Source organism: Methylobacterium thuringiense (assembly GCF_022179645.1).
Lineage (GTDB): Bacteria > Pseudomonadota > Alphaproteobacteria > Rhizobiales > Beijerinckiaceae > Methylobacterium > Methylobacterium thuringiense.
Genome location: NZ_BPRA01000003.1, coordinates 204526 through 218594, shown reverse-complemented (window position 1 = coordinate 218594; position 14069 = coordinate 204526). Strand labels below are relative to the sequence as shown.

Annotated in this window: 15 protein-coding genes; 9 read left to right on the top strand and 6 right to left on the bottom strand. The window is 65.6% G+C overall.

The features are described from left to right. Window positions 1-61: 61 nt before the first annotated feature. Complete coding sequence (rpsI, locus tag MFF07_RS04355; protein ID WP_147814223.1) at window positions 62-547, bottom strand: 30S ribosomal protein S9; 486 nt, start codon at window positions 545-547, stop codon at window positions 62-64. 2 nt (window positions 548-549) lie between these two features. Beyond that, window positions 550-1011 (bottom strand): 50S ribosomal protein L13, encoded by a 462-nt coding sequence (rplM, locus tag MFF07_RS04350; protein WP_147814225.1) that lies wholly within the window; start codon window positions 1009-1011, stop codon window positions 550-552. 586 nt (window positions 1012-1597) lie between these two features. Here rplM and MFF07_RS04345 point away from each other — a divergent pair. The 4 genes from MFF07_RS04345 (at window position 1598) to MFF07_RS04330 (ending at window position 4407) form a co-directional block, all read left to right on the top strand. Next, window positions 1598-1738, top strand: coding sequence for an ABC transporter (locus MFF07_RS04345; RefSeq protein ID WP_147814227.1), 141 nt, complete (start codon window positions 1598-1600; stop codon window positions 1736-1738). 137 nt (window positions 1739-1875) lie between these two features. Then, complete coding sequence (locus MFF07_RS04340) at window positions 1876-2526, top strand: hypothetical protein (protein ID WP_147814229.1); 651 nt, start codon at window positions 1876-1878, stop codon at window positions 2524-2526. A 13-nt stretch (window positions 2527-2539) separates the two neighbouring features. Then, a complete protein-coding gene (locus MFF07_RS04335; RefSeq protein WP_238230765.1) occupies window positions 2540-3754 on the top strand; it encodes an RBBP9/YdeN family alpha/beta hydrolase in 1215 nt (404 codons plus the stop codon). A 35-nt stretch (window positions 3755-3789) separates the two neighbouring features. Further along, window positions 3790-4407 carry a protein-S-isoprenylcysteine O-methyltransferase gene (locus MFF07_RS04330; protein WP_147814233.1) on the top strand — a complete coding sequence of 206 codons (618 nt, stop codon included), beginning with the start codon at window positions 3790-3792 and terminating at the stop codon, window positions 4405-4407. Between the two features lie 210 nt (window positions 4408-4617). Here the strand turns inward: MFF07_RS04330 and MFF07_RS04325 are convergent, their stop codons facing one another. Together MFF07_RS04325 and MFF07_RS04320 are read right to left on the bottom strand one after the other, a co-directional pair. Continuing rightward, on the bottom strand, window positions 4618-4833 hold the full coding sequence (locus MFF07_RS04325) for a hypothetical protein (protein WP_147814235.1): 216 nt from the start codon (window positions 4831-4833) through the stop codon (window positions 4618-4620). A gap of 330 nt (window positions 4834-5163) precedes the next feature. Beyond that, window positions 5164-5586: a PaaI family thioesterase gene (locus MFF07_RS04320; RefSeq protein ID WP_147814236.1), complete on the bottom strand. Its 423-nt coding sequence runs from the start codon at window positions 5584-5586 to the stop codon at window positions 5164-5166. A 42-nt stretch (window positions 5587-5628) separates the two neighbouring features. Here MFF07_RS04320 and MFF07_RS04315 point away from each other — a divergent pair, with 42 nt between their 5' ends. Beyond that, window positions 5629-6168: a CoA-binding protein gene (locus tag MFF07_RS04315; RefSeq protein ID WP_147814238.1), complete on the top strand. Its 540-nt coding sequence runs from the start codon at window positions 5629-5631 to the stop codon at window positions 6166-6168. A 105-nt stretch (window positions 6169-6273) separates the two neighbouring features. Continuing rightward, window positions 6274-6789 (top strand): hypothetical protein, encoded by a 516-nt coding sequence (locus MFF07_RS04310; RefSeq protein WP_147814240.1) that lies wholly within the window; start codon window positions 6274-6276, stop codon window positions 6787-6789. A gap of 98 nt (window positions 6790-6887) precedes the next feature. Here MFF07_RS04310 and MFF07_RS04305 read toward each other — a convergent pair whose 3' ends face one another. Beyond that, window positions 6888-8153, bottom strand: a complete 1266-nt coding sequence (locus MFF07_RS04305) for an MFS transporter (protein ID WP_147814272.1) — start codon at window positions 8151-8153, stop codon at window positions 6888-6890. 115 nt (window positions 8154-8268) lie between these two features. Between MFF07_RS04305 and MFF07_RS04300 the strand changes: the two genes are divergently transcribed. The 3 genes from MFF07_RS04300 to MFF07_RS04290 all read left to right on the top strand — a co-directional run bounded on the left by MFF07_RS04300 (window position 8269) and on the right by MFF07_RS04290 (window position 11063). After that, window positions 8269-9549, top strand: a complete 1281-nt coding sequence (locus tag MFF07_RS04300; protein WP_238230763.1) for an O-acetylhomoserine aminocarboxypropyltransferase — start codon at window positions 8269-8271, stop codon at window positions 9547-9549. A gap of 370 nt (window positions 9550-9919) precedes the next feature. Further along, complete coding sequence (locus MFF07_RS04295; RefSeq protein ID WP_147814244.1) at window positions 9920-10327, top strand: helix-turn-helix domain-containing protein; 408 nt, start codon at window positions 9920-9922, stop codon at window positions 10325-10327. A 214-nt stretch (window positions 10328-10541) separates the two neighbouring features. After that, window positions 10542-11063, top strand: coding sequence for a Ros/MucR family transcriptional regulator (locus MFF07_RS04290; protein WP_147814246.1), 522 nt, complete (start codon window positions 10542-10544; stop codon window positions 11061-11063). Between the two features lie 1074 nt (window positions 11064-12137). Here MFF07_RS04290 and MFF07_RS04285 read toward each other — a convergent pair. Then, complete coding sequence (locus MFF07_RS04285) at window positions 12138-12941, bottom strand: lytic murein transglycosylase (protein WP_147814248.1); 804 nt, start codon at window positions 12939-12941, stop codon at window positions 12138-12140. Window positions 12942-14069: the final 1128 nt, after the last annotated feature.

Sequence of the window (14069 nt, the reverse complement as noted above, 5' to 3'; positions counted from 1 at the left end):
TCGACAAACGAAAAGGGCGGATCCTTTCGGATCCGCCCTTCGCAGTACAACCTCGAAAAAATCAGCGCTTCGAGAACTGGAAGCTGCGGCGAGCCTTCTTGCGGCCGTACTTCTTGCGCTCGACGACGCGCGGATCGCGGGTCAGGAAGCCTTCACGCTTGAGAGGAGCGCGCAGTTCCGGCTCGTAGTAGGTCAGCGCCTTCGAGAGGCCGTGGCGCACGGCGCCGGCCTGACCCGAGAGGCCGCCGCCCTTCACCGTGACCGTGATGTCGTACTGGTCGACGCGGCTGACGATCTCAAGCGGCTGGCGCAGGATCATGCGGAGCACCGGACGGGCGAAGTAGACCTCGATGGTGCGGCCGTTGACGACGACGGTGCCGTTGCCGGGCTTGATCCAGACGCGGGCGACCGCGTCCTTGCGCTTACCGGTGGCGTAGGCGCGGCCCTGCTTGTCGATCTTCTGGACGCGGACCGGAGCCTGCTGCTCGGGATTGGTCGTGTCGGTGTTCGACCGGTTGAGGTCGGAGAGGGACTGAAGCGTCGCCATGATCAAGCGCTCACGTTCTTGCGGTTGAGGGCGCCGACGTCGAACGTCTGCGGCTGCTGGGCTTCGTGCGGATGGCTGGCGCCCTTGTAGACGCGCAGGTTGCCCATGATCTGGCGGAAGAGCGGGCCGCGCGGCAGCATGCGCTCCACGGCCTTCTCGACGATGCGCTCGGGGAAGCGACCCTCGAGGATGTACTTGGCCGAGCGCTCCTTGATGCCACCCGGATAGCCGGTGTGGTGGTAGTAGTTCTTCTGCTCGTACTTCCGACCGGTGAACTTCACCTTGTCGGCATTGATGACGATGACATTATCGCCGCAATCGACGTGGGGCGTGTAGGCGGGCTTGTGCTTGCCGCGCAGACGCATCGCCACGATCGAGGCGAGACGACCGACGACGAGGCCCTCCGCATCGATCACGAGCCACTTCTTGTCGACGTCGGCGGCCTTCAGCGAGGTGGTTTTCATGGCTGATTCCGTGCCGGTGTTCTGAAACAAGGCGCCGCCGCGTCGGGGACGCAGCGGCGTTCGAGCGGTGCATACGGGCCGAACGGCCGGCCGTCAAGGAATATCGAACCGCGACCTGTCCGAAAACCTCAACAAATGGAATGGGTTCACGATAAAGGTATCAAGATACCGCAATGATCGTTTCGCCGAGCACGGAATTAATGGATAGCCCGAACGCTGTCGGCGCCGCTGCAGGCTGGGCATGGCCTTGATGGACGGCAAGACAATGCCGCCGCAAACGTCGGGCCGGCCGTTCGTGCATCGCACCAAGGGGCTGACATTTCTGCAACACACACGCCAGAGTTAGCCAGCGTCGTACGGTTCGCGGACAACGCAATTCCGTGGCGGGATGTCGCATCCGAGGGTTGAATCTCTCTCTGTCAGAGAGCGTTCCACACCGGCGTGGTTACTACCTGCGGACCTACCGGATCGACCGGCCTGGCCCGGAATGGGGCAATGCGAAGGCACTGTGGTTTTTCTGCACTATTGCCAGCTTGGCCATAACGTAAGCTGAGGTTGTTCATTCGGAACTGAGTCGGAGACCACGATGATCACCTCCTCCACCACCAAGCGTGTCGTTCTGATCGCTTTCGCCGCCGTCGTTGCCCTCAACGCTTCGGCCTGCATCGGCAAGGGCAAGGGCAAGGCCCCGCCGCCCGTCGCCGCTCCGGTCATCTCCAAGTACTGATCTCTTAGAAGACTCAGTATTTATCGACCGGTATCCGAACTAGACGGCCTCGGGGGTTCGCCATGAGCGAACCCCCAACTTTGTCAGCCGCCGGAATCGGCAAGAGTTAGATGCAAACGCTTTTGGAGCGCTGGCCTATGGGCACCCTTCGCGAATTGACTGGACGCGTCCGGGCGACGCGGATCCTAAGCCGGCTCTCCCTTCTCTCCCTGACGGCCACCGTTCTCGCCCTCGGCCTCGCCTCGCAGCCCGCCGACGCCGCCCGTAGCGGCAACGGCGCAGAAGGACGGCAATACAGCCCCCGTGGCAAGACACAGTACGCGATCGAATTCCGCTCGCGCTACGCGATGAGCTACGGCCACACCTTCATCATGTACGGCCGGGTGAACGCCAAGGGTCAGCTCGTCGACCGCGTCGTGGCCGGCCTGCACCCGGCGGGCGACAGCGCTCAGCCCTGGATGCTCGGCCACCTCATCCCCGTGAAGTCCGAGACCGGACCGAGCGATGGCGACCTCGAGGATGAGTACGTCTCGGCCCGCTACCGCGTCGTGGTGGACGAACCCGAGTTCCGGCGCATCGTCGCCTACATCAAGAACAAGCAGGCGACGTCGGGCACCTGGCACGCGATCTTCAACAATTGCAGCAGCTGGGTCGCCGATGTCGGCAACTTCATGGGCCTCAAGGCTCCCGGTTCGCTGCTGATGCCGGCCGACTTCATCAACGGCATGCGCAAGATGAACGAAGGTAACGACCGCCGCACCGCGCTGTCTCTCGCTGCCGCCCGGTAATCCCGGCGGTGGTATGACAGTCACCGCCGCACCGACCGTTCGCAATCGGCTGGTCGTCCACATCCACGGCTACCAGCTGACCGCGCCGGAGCGCTTTCACCGGCGTTTCGCCCGCGATCTCACGACATTCGGCGAGACTTGGTCAGCCCGGACCGGGACCGGTGTGCCCGAGGTTCTGCCGCGGCAGGCGCGCTGGCAGGCGGAGGCGTCCGGCCCCGACTGGCGGACGCGGACCGACTATCGCATCATCCGCCTCGACGACCTGATCGCACAGGGCCACCATAGGCCCCTGCTCGGTCGCATCGTGCTCGGCATACGCGGCCTGCTCGACTTCGTGCTCGATCGCGCGATCTTCGGTTACTTTCGCCACGGCTGGCGCTATGCGATCTTCACCATCGCGCCGCTGGCGATGATGCTCGCCTCCGTGCTCGCCGGCTATTTCGCGGCACGATGGTCGTCCGGCTCGATCGGGCCGTGGTTCGGGTCGCTCGTCGGGATCGCCGCGTTCGCGGCCGGCTTCGCGTTCTTCTCCAGGAAATTCTACCTGTTCATCCTGCTGGAGGACTGGGCCTTCGCCAGCATCCTGGCGCGCCGGCTGGAGCCAGAACTCGCCGCGCGGCTCGACGAGAGCCGCAGCGAGGTCCAGGCCGCGATCGAGGCCGGCACCTATGACGAGGTCCTGCTCATCGGCCACAGCCTCGGCGCCGTGATGATCCTGCATTTCGCGGAGATGCTGCTGGGCGGGCTGCCGCCCGAGAACGCCACGACCGCCTTCCCCACCCGCATCGCCCTCCTCACGATCGGTTCGTCGGTCCTCAAGATCGGCCTGCACAGCGCCGCCGCGCCGCTGCGTCGGGCCACCGCCGCAGTGACATCCTTCCCGCGCATCGTCTGGGCCGATTACTGGTCGCAGCACGACGTCATGAACTTTCCCTATGTCGATCCCGCCGTCGCTATGGGCCTCACGCCGCGGCATCCGCCGATCAGCCGCAAGGCGATCTTCCGGCAGATGATCTCGGCCGAGGCCCTGCGGGCGCTGCGCTTCGATTTCTTCCGCAAGCACAACCAGTTCTTCCACGCGGCGACGCGGCGCAGCGGTTACGACTACTTCATGTTCACCTGCGGCCCGTTCTTCTGCGCAGACCTCGCCGGTTCGCCGCACGGGGCGATGGACTGGCTCGACGACGCCGGCGCGATCACCGGCAACGCGCCGACCTGCGCCGCCTGATTGCGCCCCGGCCCGAACGCCCGTATCGCCGCCCGATGACGACCCCGCTTCTCTGCAAGCTCGCCTTCCTTGCCCTCGTCGTGGGCTGGTACGCGATCCGGATCCCGCACAGGCGGCGGGCCAAGCGCATCCCCGTGACCGCCTCGCACTGGGACGTTCGCGAGAATGTCCTGCTCTCGATCTCCGGTACCGGGCTTGGCGTGATCCCGATCGCCTACAGCCTGTTCGGTTTCGCCAAGCTCGGCGAGCGGGCGACGAACCCGGCGCTCCTGGTTCTTGGCATCGTCGTCGCGGCGCTCGCCCTCTGGATGTTCGACAAGAGCCACCGCGGCCTCGGCCGCGAATGGTCCTTCAGCCTCGAACTGCGCGACGGCCACCGCCTCAAAACCGACGGCGTCTACCGGTGGGTCCGCCACCCGATGTACAGCGCGTTCTGGCTCTGGGCGCTCGCCCAGGCGATCCTGTTGCCGAACTGGATCGCCGGCTTCTCCGGCCTCGTCGGATTCGGCTGCCTCTATGCCTTCCGCGTACCGCGCGAGGAGCGGATGATGCAGGAGCGCTTCGGCAACGAATGGCGCGCCTATGCGGACGCAACGCCGCGCGTCGTACCGTGGAAGGCATGGAGCCGGAAAGGCTCGGTCGCCCGACGCTGAGTCCGCAGTCTTGCGCTAGGCCGAGCGGTCTTCGATGGTGCGGCCGAGCCAGACATCCGGCCTGCGGCGAAGATGCTTCAGGATGCGTTCGGCCGAATGGCCGAACGCATCCTGAAGCTCGAAAGTTCGCCCGCTCAGATCGCGCAAGCATAGTCGCAAATCACAGATGTAAGTATCCGGACGCGACCTCACACGAGCAGGTCTATCGAACTAGTTCGCACCTTTCTTGTCATTGTTTTCCTTGCTTTTTTCCATGTGAGCCCGACGGTTCTCTTCGAAATCGTCGCCACTCGCCTGCTTCTGTGTGGCGCCGCTCGCCGCCGCCGAGTTCGTCGATTTCGTCTTCGAGCTCTCGGCGTGAGAAAGTGTGGGTACGGCGGCGAGGCCGACCGTAAGAGCGAGCAGCAGCGTGACGGGTCGCGACATAATTCGATCCTCCTTGGTAGAGCAAATTATAATGCAGTTTTCGGGGTCGAACACAACGCGCGCAAGCCAAAATATGTTCTCTGAAAATTGTATTAATAATAGTATTATTATATAATATACCGTACGTTTAACGTCATGACTGGAAAAATACTTGCGAAAATAGCCACCGGATCGGTCGAGCGCCCCCCAAAGCTGCCAATTCCGTTCGATGATCGATCACCCCCGACACCGCCGAACTCTCGATTTCGGCTTCGGCCGACCTCCGGCGAGGTGGCGGATCCCCGCCGCTGCCGCCCTCCGCCGAGACAGGCTGTAAGCGAATGACGAATCCTACCGGGGCGGTATCGAATACGTCCCGGTCGCATGGCAGACGAGATCGCCGCCGCCCTTCGTGGTGATCCGCACCTCCCCCACCGCGAGCCGCCGCCCGACCTTCAGCAGGGTGCAAACGGCGATCAGCCCATCGGTGCCGGGCTTGCGCAGGAAATTGAAGCTCAGCGAGGTCGTCACCGCGAGGGCCACAGGGCCGAGATTGGCGAGGATCGCAGCGTAGAGCGCGAAATCGGCGAGCGCCATCATGGCCGGCCCCGAGACCGTGCCGCCGGGCCGCAGGAACCGTTCGTGATGGTCGAGCCGCATCCGCGCCGTCAGCGGGCCGACCGCCTCCAGGTGGTAGGCGCGCACGCCGTCGTTCAACTGCGGAAACTCGCGGTCGAGAAAGTCGCGGGTTTCGTCCAGGCTCATCGCGGTCATCGCAGTCTTGCAGCATGAGAGCGGCTGGCCGACAAGGCGGTCATGGACGCGCCCTTGGCCCACCACGACCGTTACCCCGACGCGCAGATCCGCGCGCTGATGAAGGCGACGCGCACGATCGCGCTGGTCGGTGCCTCGGCGAATCCGGCCCGTCCGAGCTACATCGTGCTCAAGTACCTGTCCGAACGCGGCTACGCGGTCACCCCGGTCAATCCCGGTCTCGCCGGCCAGACCCTGCTCGGGATGAGGGTGATCTCACGGCTCGCGGAGTTGCCCGGCCCGGTCGACATGGTCGAGATCTTTCGGAATTCCATCGCGGCGGACGGCCTCGTCGACGAGGCCCTGGCGCTGCCAGAAGTCCCGAAACTCATCTGGATGCAGCTCGGCGTGCGCAACGACGCAGCCGCCGCGCGAGCCGAGGCGCGCGGCGTCACGGTGATCATGAACCGCTGCCCGAAGATCGAGTACGGTCGCCTGTCGGGGGAGATCGGCTGGACCGGCGTGAACTCGCGGATCATCAGCTCCAAGAAGCCGGTGCTCGACAAGCGCGGCGTACAGCGGCTGACGATCGACGATCGATAGTCGCTCCGGCCATGGGTCGGGCGCGTCGAGACGACTGGGTTACCTTGCCCCCAGCAATTGCGCTAACCTCTCCAAAAAGCCAGCCGACACGGTTGTTGAGACGCCTTGAGACGCTTCCTCAAATTCCTCCACACGATGGGGGCGATCGGGCTGATGGGGGCGATGGCGTCGCTGCTCGTCATGCTGAGCGTCATGCCGCCGACGAGTTCGCTTGCCGCCTATGCCGCCATGCGCGGCGCGATGGGCGCCATCGCCACCTGGATCTTCTTCCCTTCGCTGGGACTGACGCTGGTCGCCGGCCTGCTCGCCATCGCCATGACGCGCGGCTTCCACAATGCCGGCTGGGCCTGGCTGAAGGCCGCCACCGGCATCCTAGTGTTCGAGAGCGGCTTCGTCGGCGTGCTCGGCCCGATGCAGCAGGAGGCCGAGCGCAGCGCCGCGGCGCTCGTCGGCAAGGTCAATCCTGCGACGCTCGCGCAATCGCTCGGGCCGGAACGCAACACGCTCTGGGTGCTTCTCGCGATCGCGGCGATCAACGTCGTACTCGGGATCTGGCGGCCGCGGTTGATGCGGCAGGCAGCTTCCAGCCCGCCCGACGAAGCGGAGACCACGTCGTCGTGAGCCGGCGCTCCTGCGGGCGGTTTCCATGAGACCAGGCCGGACGTCTGTTCCTCCACCGTCTTTGCGAGCGGAGCGAAGCAACGGTGGACCGGGTTGTTTCAGATGCTCGAGCGGCCTGATTCCCTCATGAATGCCACCGCGATAAAACTGATCGCGGCTGCGCCCGCCAGATAAAGCCCGACCGCGCCGGTGCCGCCCCAGCCTGCGAGCCATTGCGCGGCGAAAGGCGCGCCCGAGGCACCGAGGATGCCGGCGAGATTGTAGGTCACGGAGGCGCCGGTGTAGCGCACCCGCACCGGGAACAGCTCCGGCAGGGCCGCGCCCATCGGCCCGAAGATCCAGCCCATGGCGAAGAGGCCGAGGCAGAGCACGGCGAGCACCTGTGCGCCCTCCCCGCTTCCGAGCATCGGCCCGAACAGGGCGCCGAGGCCGGCGGTGACGGCGAGGCCGGAGAGCAGCACCGGCTTCCGCCCGAAGCGGTCGGCCGCCGCGCCCGAAAGCGGGATCGCCAGCGCCATGAACAGGATCGCGGCGCATTCGAACAGCAGGAACGTCGTCTTCGGGTAGCCGAGCCGGCTGGTACCCCAGCTCAGCGCGAACACCGTGCAGAGGTAGAACACCGCGTAGGGCGCCACCATCGCCAGGGTGCCGAGCAGTGTTGCCCGCCAGTGCTGCGTCGCCATCGCGAACAGGGGCACCCGCTCCGGCGCGGCCCTGGCGAGCGCTTCGGCGAAGGCCGGCGTCTCGGTGAGCTTCAGCCGGACATAGAGCCCGACCCCGACCAGCACGGAGGAGGCGAGGAAGGGCAGCCGCCATCCCCAGGCCGCGAAGTCCTCAGACGTCAGGCCGAAATTTAGGGCGAGAAACAGCAGGTTCGCCGCCAGAAAGCCCACCGGGGCACCGAGCTGCGGCGCGATGCCGTAGAGGGCGCGACACCCCGGCGGCGCGTTCTCGACGGCGAGCAACGCCGCACCGCCCCACTCGCCGCCGAAGCCGATGCCCTGCCCGACCCGCAGCAGGCAGAGCAGCGCCGGCGCGAGCCAGCCGATGCTCGCATAGGAGGGCAGGCAGCCGATGCCGACGGTCGAGGCGCCCATGATCATCAGCGAGGCGACGAGCGTCGCCTTCCTCCCGACCCGGTCGCCGAAATGCCCGAACAGCGCCGCGCCCACCGGCCGCGCCACGAACGCGATGGCGAAGGTGGCGAAGGCCTGAAGCGTCTGTGCCGCGGGCTCTCCGGGCGGGAAGAAGATCGGCCCGATCACCAGGGCCGCGGCGGTGGCATAGATGTAGAAATCGTAGAACTCGATCGCGGTGCCGACGAAGCTGGCGACGAGGATGCGGGTGGCGGAGGGCGGCATGATCCTCCTATAGTCGAGCGTTTTCGCAGCGGTAGTGGAATGGGGCCTCGCGAAGGCGGATCCGCCGCTTGCCTCGCCTGGAACCGCGGGCGTACACGGCTCCGCGAGGAGTATCCCGATGACCGACCGCGAGCCCGGCTTCAACACCCTGGCGATCCATGCCGGAGCCACCCCGGACCCGACCACGGGCGCCCGGGCGACGCCGATCTATCAGACCACGTCCTTCGTCTTCGACGACGTGGACCATGCCGCCTCGCTGTTCGGGCTGCAGGCCTTCGGCAACATCTATTCGCGGATCACCAACCCGACCAACGCGGTGCTGGAGGAGCGCATCGCCGCGCTCGAAGGCGGCACCGCGGCGCTCGCCGTGGCCTCGGGGCATGCCGCCCAGTTCCTGACCCTGCATGCGCTGATGCAGCCGGGTGACGAGTTCGTGGCGGCGAACAAGCTCTACGGCGGCTCGATCAACCAATTCAACCACAGTTTCAAGAACTTCGGCTGGAACGTGGTCTGGGCCGACACCGACGATCCGGCCACCTTCGAGGCCGCCATCACGCCCTGCACCAAGGCGATCTTTTGCGAGTCGATCGCCAATCCGGGCGGCGTGATCACCGATATCGCGGCCCTCTCAGCGATCGCCAAGCGGCACAATATCCCGCTCATCGTCGACAACACCATGGCGACGCCGTACCTGATCAAGCCCTTCGAGCACGGGGCCGACATCGTCGTCCACTCGGCGACCAAGTTCCTGGGCGGACACGGGAATTCCATCGGCGGGCTCATCGTCGACGGCGGCAGTTTCCGCTGGGAGGGCGACGAGCGCTACCCGATGCTGTCGAAGCCCCGGCCGGAATATGCCGGCATGGTGCTCTCCGAGACCTTCGGCAATTTCGGATTCGCCATTGCCGTCAGGGTGTTGAGCCTGCGCGACCTCGGCCCGGCGCTCTCGCCCTTCAACGCCTTCATGATCCTGACCGGCATCGAGACCCTGCCGCTGCGGATGCAGCGCCACTCCGACAACGCGCTCCAGGTCGCGCAATTCCTGCAGCAGCATCAGGCGGTTGACTGGGTCAGCTATCCCGGCCTCGAGACCGACCGCTACCATCAGCTCGCCAAGCGCTACACGCCGAAGGGCGCCGGCGCGGTCTTCACCTTCGGGCTGAAGGGCGGCTACGAGGCGGGGGTGAAACTGGTCTCGAACCTCCAGCTTTTCAGTCACTTGGCCAATATCGGCGACACCCGCTCGCTGGTGATCCACCCGGCCTCGACCACCCACCGCCAGCTCACCGACACGCAGAAGCGCGCGGCCGGCGCCGGCCCGGAGGTGGTCCGCCTCTCGGTGGGCATCGAGGACCCCCTCGACCTCATCGACGATCTCGACGCCGCCCTCGGCGCCTGATCAGCCGGGGATAGACCCGGCGCATGCCAGGATGTGCGCCGGACTAACACCCCATCGCCGCCCCCACCGTCGAATCGCCCGGCTTCGCGTCCTTTCGGACCGCGCGAAGCCCTGAATCCGGCTGAAGTCGGCCGAGGTGGAACGCCCGTTCCAGCCGTTCCACCCCTGTTCCAGGTTGGATCCGCGTCCGGGAGGCCCCGCATCCCGCTCCGCGAAAGCGGGCGCGCTGGAACGCCTGTTCCACCCCTGGCTTTTTCGCCCATTTTGTGCTGATAATCCTAACATGGATATCGGCATCGTTCGCTTGTCGCCCTTTGCGCCGTCCGAATCGGGAACCGTCCGGCGGAGCGGGCGGCCGCCGGACCCGGCTTTGCTGGAGGTCGTCCGCGGGCTGATCGAAACCACCACCCTGCCCTATCGCGAGATCGCCCGCCGCACCGGCGTCTCGGCCGCCGCGATCTCGCGGCATGCCGGGGCGCGCGGCTGGTGCCGGCCGGAAGGTCCGTTCCGCGAGGAGCGGCTGACGCCGGAGGGCCGGCGGCGCGAGCGGCGCGGCGCCCTGGCCGGGCGTATACTGCGGCGCGCCGAAGAACTCGTCAGTATCGTCGAGATGGATCCGGCCGCGACGGTCGCGCAACTCGCCCGCGCCGCGCGGTTCCTGACGCTCGCCGAACGGCTCGACTCCCCGGCGCCCCAGCCGCGCCCGAGACGCCGTCGGCGGCGGATTGCCAAGACAGCGCCGAATCAGTCGCCGACGCCAGATGACGATGCGACCTGAGGCTGTCGCGGCGGCGGTTCAACACGGTCTGCACTGAGCCTCTTTTGGGGCAGTACAAACCCCGTCACGGCGCAATCCGCCGCTGATCATAACCTGTGACGGGCTTTTGTACCGGAAACTGCAGCGGACCTGTGCGATCACTGAAAAAAACACTTGAATCTTTTTCTGATCCGCATAGGTCCGTTATGGCGTAAGCAAACATAGGAACACACGAATGTCCGACAGTACTGCAGCTCCGCTACTCGACCGGGTCGAACTCGCCGCCGATCTGGTGTCGGCCTATGTCTCGAACAATTCGCTGCCCGCCGCTGATCTTCCGGGGCTGATCACGCAGGTCCACGCCGCGCTCGCCAACCTGTCGGCTCCCGCAGCCGCGCCGGAAGATTCCGTCGAGAAGGCCACCACGAGCCAGATCAAGAAGTCGGTCACGCCGGACGCGCTGATCTCCTTCATCGACGGAAAGAGTTACAAGACGCTCAAGCGTCACCTGTCGACGCACGGGCTCGACTTCGACACCTACCGCGCCCGCTACGGCCTCCCCTCCGATTACCCGACGGTTTCGGCCAACTACTCCGCCGCCCGCTCGGCCCTCGCCAAGGACCTCGGCCTCGGCCAGCAGCGCCGCAAGCCCGCCGCCCAGAAGGCCGCCGAGACCGCGGACGTCGTCGCCGAGGCTCCGAAGTCCAAGGCCCCGCGCAAGACCGCCGGCCGCAAGAAGGCCGTCGAGGCAGCCTGAATGCCGCCCGGCAACAAGCCGACGACCTGACGGCCCTGGCATCCGACGATGCCGGGGCCGCAGCTTTTCTGGACGAGCGACCCCAATTCTGGATTGCACAGGCTGGCACTTGCAGCGACGCGGACAATCATCCGGGTTTGCTAGCAAGACGGTCGACTGACGCCACGACTTGTACGGCGCGTAGAGGGTCCCCGCCGTCCGAGCCATGCGCCCACGTCCGGAGGGCATTCACCGATCCGACCCGACATCCGACCCACCCCCCTTCATCCTGAGGTGCCGGAGCGCAGCGGAGGCCTCGAAGGGTCCTCCAGAACCCACCGCGACCCCTGGAGGACCCTTCGAGGCCCCGCTGCGCGGGGTACCCTCAGGGTGAGGGTGCGGGTGGGAGGCTACGACAGCAGAACCGCTTTCGAACCGGGTCCGCACGGGCCGCAGCCCCGCCGATCCCATCTCCGGTCGATCGGATCGGGGCCGGATCATTCGTCGCCGGTCGGGGGGACGATTTTCGCTCCGTCATTGCGAGCGCAGCGAAGCAATCCAGGACCAACTCACCAACGGTTGCGTCCGTGGCCCTGGATTGCTTCGCTGCGCTCGCAATGACGGAAGCGGATCGATCGTTTCATCCGGAAGCCGTACGACGGAACAGATGCGCAGCAGCCCGCCGTCTTCTCTCGAAAGGACGAGCGCGCACGACGCGTAGAACCGTCTCTCGGACGACGTCCGAGGACTCGCGACGACAGGCCCAAAAGCAAAAGGGCCGGGGGAACGATCCCCCGGCCCGATCCACATCTAGCGATCGCCCCGCTCATACCGTTTCGGGTCGATTGCTTCGGCTGACCACGCCCCCTTCCCCGGACGGGTGGAGCGTCAGCGGAACCCGATCCGGGGTCCAGCATAAGGACGTCGCGAAGCGTCGAAACGTCTGCGCCGTTCAAATCGAGCCGCTGGCGCGGCCCTTTTCACGCTGGCTCCCGGATCACCTTCCACTGCGTTCCAGGCGTCCGGGAAAGGAGCGTGGCATCGATCGGATCAATCAGAAACGGTACCACACGGGCAGGAACGACACCGAAAGCCTCACTCGGCGCCGCCGTCGATCTGGCGGCCCATGATCGAGAGGGCCTGCTGGTAGACCGAGGCGGCGTTCCAGCCCTGGAGGGCGGCGTAGTTGGGCTGGCCGGGGCCGTAGCCGGCGCCCGGCTGCCAGCCGTGGCCCTTCAGGAAGTTGGCCGTCGAGGTCATGGCGGCGTTGACGTTGTTGAGGTCGCCGCCGGTGCCGTAGAGCAGGATGTTCTTGGGCAGGAACTGGGTGTGGCCGACCTCGCCATGCGCCGCGCCGCGGGTGCCGGCGGTGATGACGCCGCGGTCGACGAGCTGCAGCGCCGCGTAGAGCTGGTCGGTGAAGTAGGCCGAGCGGCGGCAATCATAGGCCAGCGTCGCCACGGCCGAGAGCGTGTTGACGTTGCCGCGCACCTTGCCGAAGGCGGTTTCCATGCCCCAGATCGCGATCAGCGGGCCGGCGGGCACGCCGTAGCGCTGCTGGATCGAGGAGAACAGGGCCGCGTTGGAGGCCTTCATCCGGCGCCCCTGCGAGACGATGGTCGCAGCGCCGCGCTTGGCCATGAACTGATCGAGGGACAGCTTGAAGCTGTGCTGGCCGCGATCCGCCGAGATGGTCGGCGTCGAATACGAGGTGCCCGCCAGCGCCTGCAGGCTGGCCGCGCTGGCCCGGCCCTGCGCCTCGGCCGAGAATTCCCGCTTCCAGTTCTCGAAGCCGGCGGCGGTGTTGCCGCATTGCGCGGCCTGTCCCTGCCCGGCCGCAGCCGTGAGCACCGCAAGCGCTGCGGCCGTGATGGTGATGCACCGCTTGACGTCGATCACTGGAAACTCTCCCCTGGCAGGCGGACGGGCGGCTTTGTCGCGCCCGACGATGCGGCTCAAATCGTTGCTGTTATAGGCGGATCTATGACCGCGGGAGAGTGGGGCGCAGGACGTAGCGGGCTCGGTGTGCCGATGCGAGCGGCGTTTGCGTGTCGTCGGTCGGACTGCCGAACGGTGGCCGGAAACGGCTGGGCCGCTTTGGCAGGCTGTTGAAACAGTCTCAGCAGCCTGAGCATACACCGTATATTGCGTTTCAAATTGTCTTGGAGGCCCGGACAAGGCAGACGTTGCCGTCGATGTCTGTGTGCGCCGGATTTTTAGCAGCCTGCTCGAACAACAGATACGGATAAGCAGTCGCAGACATATCGACTATCCTCGATCGAACCCGGACACTTGGAGCCGTGTCCGTCTCAATTGCATCGGGCCGGCGGCCCTAAAATCTTGTTTTGATGCGCTATCTTTCGAGTTACCAGCATCCACTTGGTCGGAAAACGCTCTAGGGCGGTCGGAAACGTCAAATCTCCATCACCAGCCCCGACGCTCGAGAGAGAGCGAAGCGGAGCTGTCTTGGTATGTTCAATCGCACGTGGCATGACCCGCCCATGAGCAAGTCGCCGACTAGAATCTTTAAAGCCTTCGCTCGCCCGTGTTCGGTCAACATTGGACGTTTCCGTTGGATGGTTGTCGCCAATGACGGAGGGCACTCGGAGCATGCCACCAACTCCTACGTCACGCGAGATGCGGCACAGATGGCAGGCGACGCGAGAGCCCAAACCCTGACCGACATGAGATACGTGGCCCAGTAATTTGGTAGCCTAGACGACCCAGGACTACCGTAAGTTAATTCCAGGCTTGTTTATTGCGGGTCGGCTGCCGAGATCCATCCCTCGTCCGTGCTACCTGATCTTAGATCAAGTCCATGAATGATGATCCTCCGGTTCCGCTTGGGCTGATCACCACGATCGGTTCCGCATTGTTCCTTATGCTCGCTCTGATGGTATTTTTCTTGGGACAAGCGCTACAGTTGTGGTGATACACGATCTCGTTCGCGAGAGCCGTACCCGACCCGACTGCATCGGGCCGGCGCCTCTAAGTCTTTGTTGCGACGCGCTTTCTTTCGACAAACCG

Excerpts from the sequence above, each read along its gene's own strand:
- MFF07_RS04320 (WP_147814236.1), bottom strand. The coding sequence starts at position 5,586 with ATGACCGCGATGAGCCTGGACGAAACCCGCGACTTTCTCGACCGCGAG.
- rpsI (WP_147814223.1), bottom strand. The coding sequence starts at position 547 with ATGGCGACGCTTCAGTCCCTCTCCGACCTCAACCGGTCGAACACCGAC.
- MFF07_RS04300 (WP_238230763.1), top strand. The coding sequence starts at position 8,269 with ATGACCGACCGCGAGCCCGGCTTCAACACCCTGGCGATCCATGCCGGA.
- MFF07_RS04335 (WP_238230765.1), top strand. The coding sequence starts at position 2,540 with ATGACAGTCACCGCCGCACCGACCGTTCGCAATCGGCTGGTCGTCCAC.
- rplM (WP_147814225.1), bottom strand. The coding sequence starts at position 1,011 with ATGAAAACCACCTCGCTGAAGGCCGCCGACGTCGACAAGAAGTGGCTC.
- MFF07_RS04345 (WP_147814227.1), top strand. The coding sequence starts at position 1,598 with ATGATCACCTCCTCCACCACCAAGCGTGTCGTTCTGATCGCTTTCGCC.
- MFF07_RS04325 (WP_147814235.1), bottom strand. The coding sequence starts at position 4,833 with ATGTCGCGACCCGTCACGCTGCTGCTCGCTCTTACGGTCGGCCTCGCC.
- MFF07_RS04290 (WP_147814246.1), top strand. The coding sequence starts at position 10,542 with ATGTCCGACAGTACTGCAGCTCCGCTACTCGACCGGGTCGAACTCGCC.
- MFF07_RS04340 (WP_147814229.1), top strand. The coding sequence starts at position 1,876 with ATGGGCACCCTTCGCGAATTGACTGGACGCGTCCGGGCGACGCGGATC.
- MFF07_RS04315 (WP_147814238.1), top strand. The coding sequence starts at position 5,629 with ATGGACGCGCCCTTGGCCCACCACGACCGTTACCCCGACGCGCAGATC.
- MFF07_RS04330 (WP_147814233.1), top strand. The coding sequence starts at position 3,790 with ATGACGACCCCGCTTCTCTGCAAGCTCGCCTTCCTTGCCCTCGTCGTG.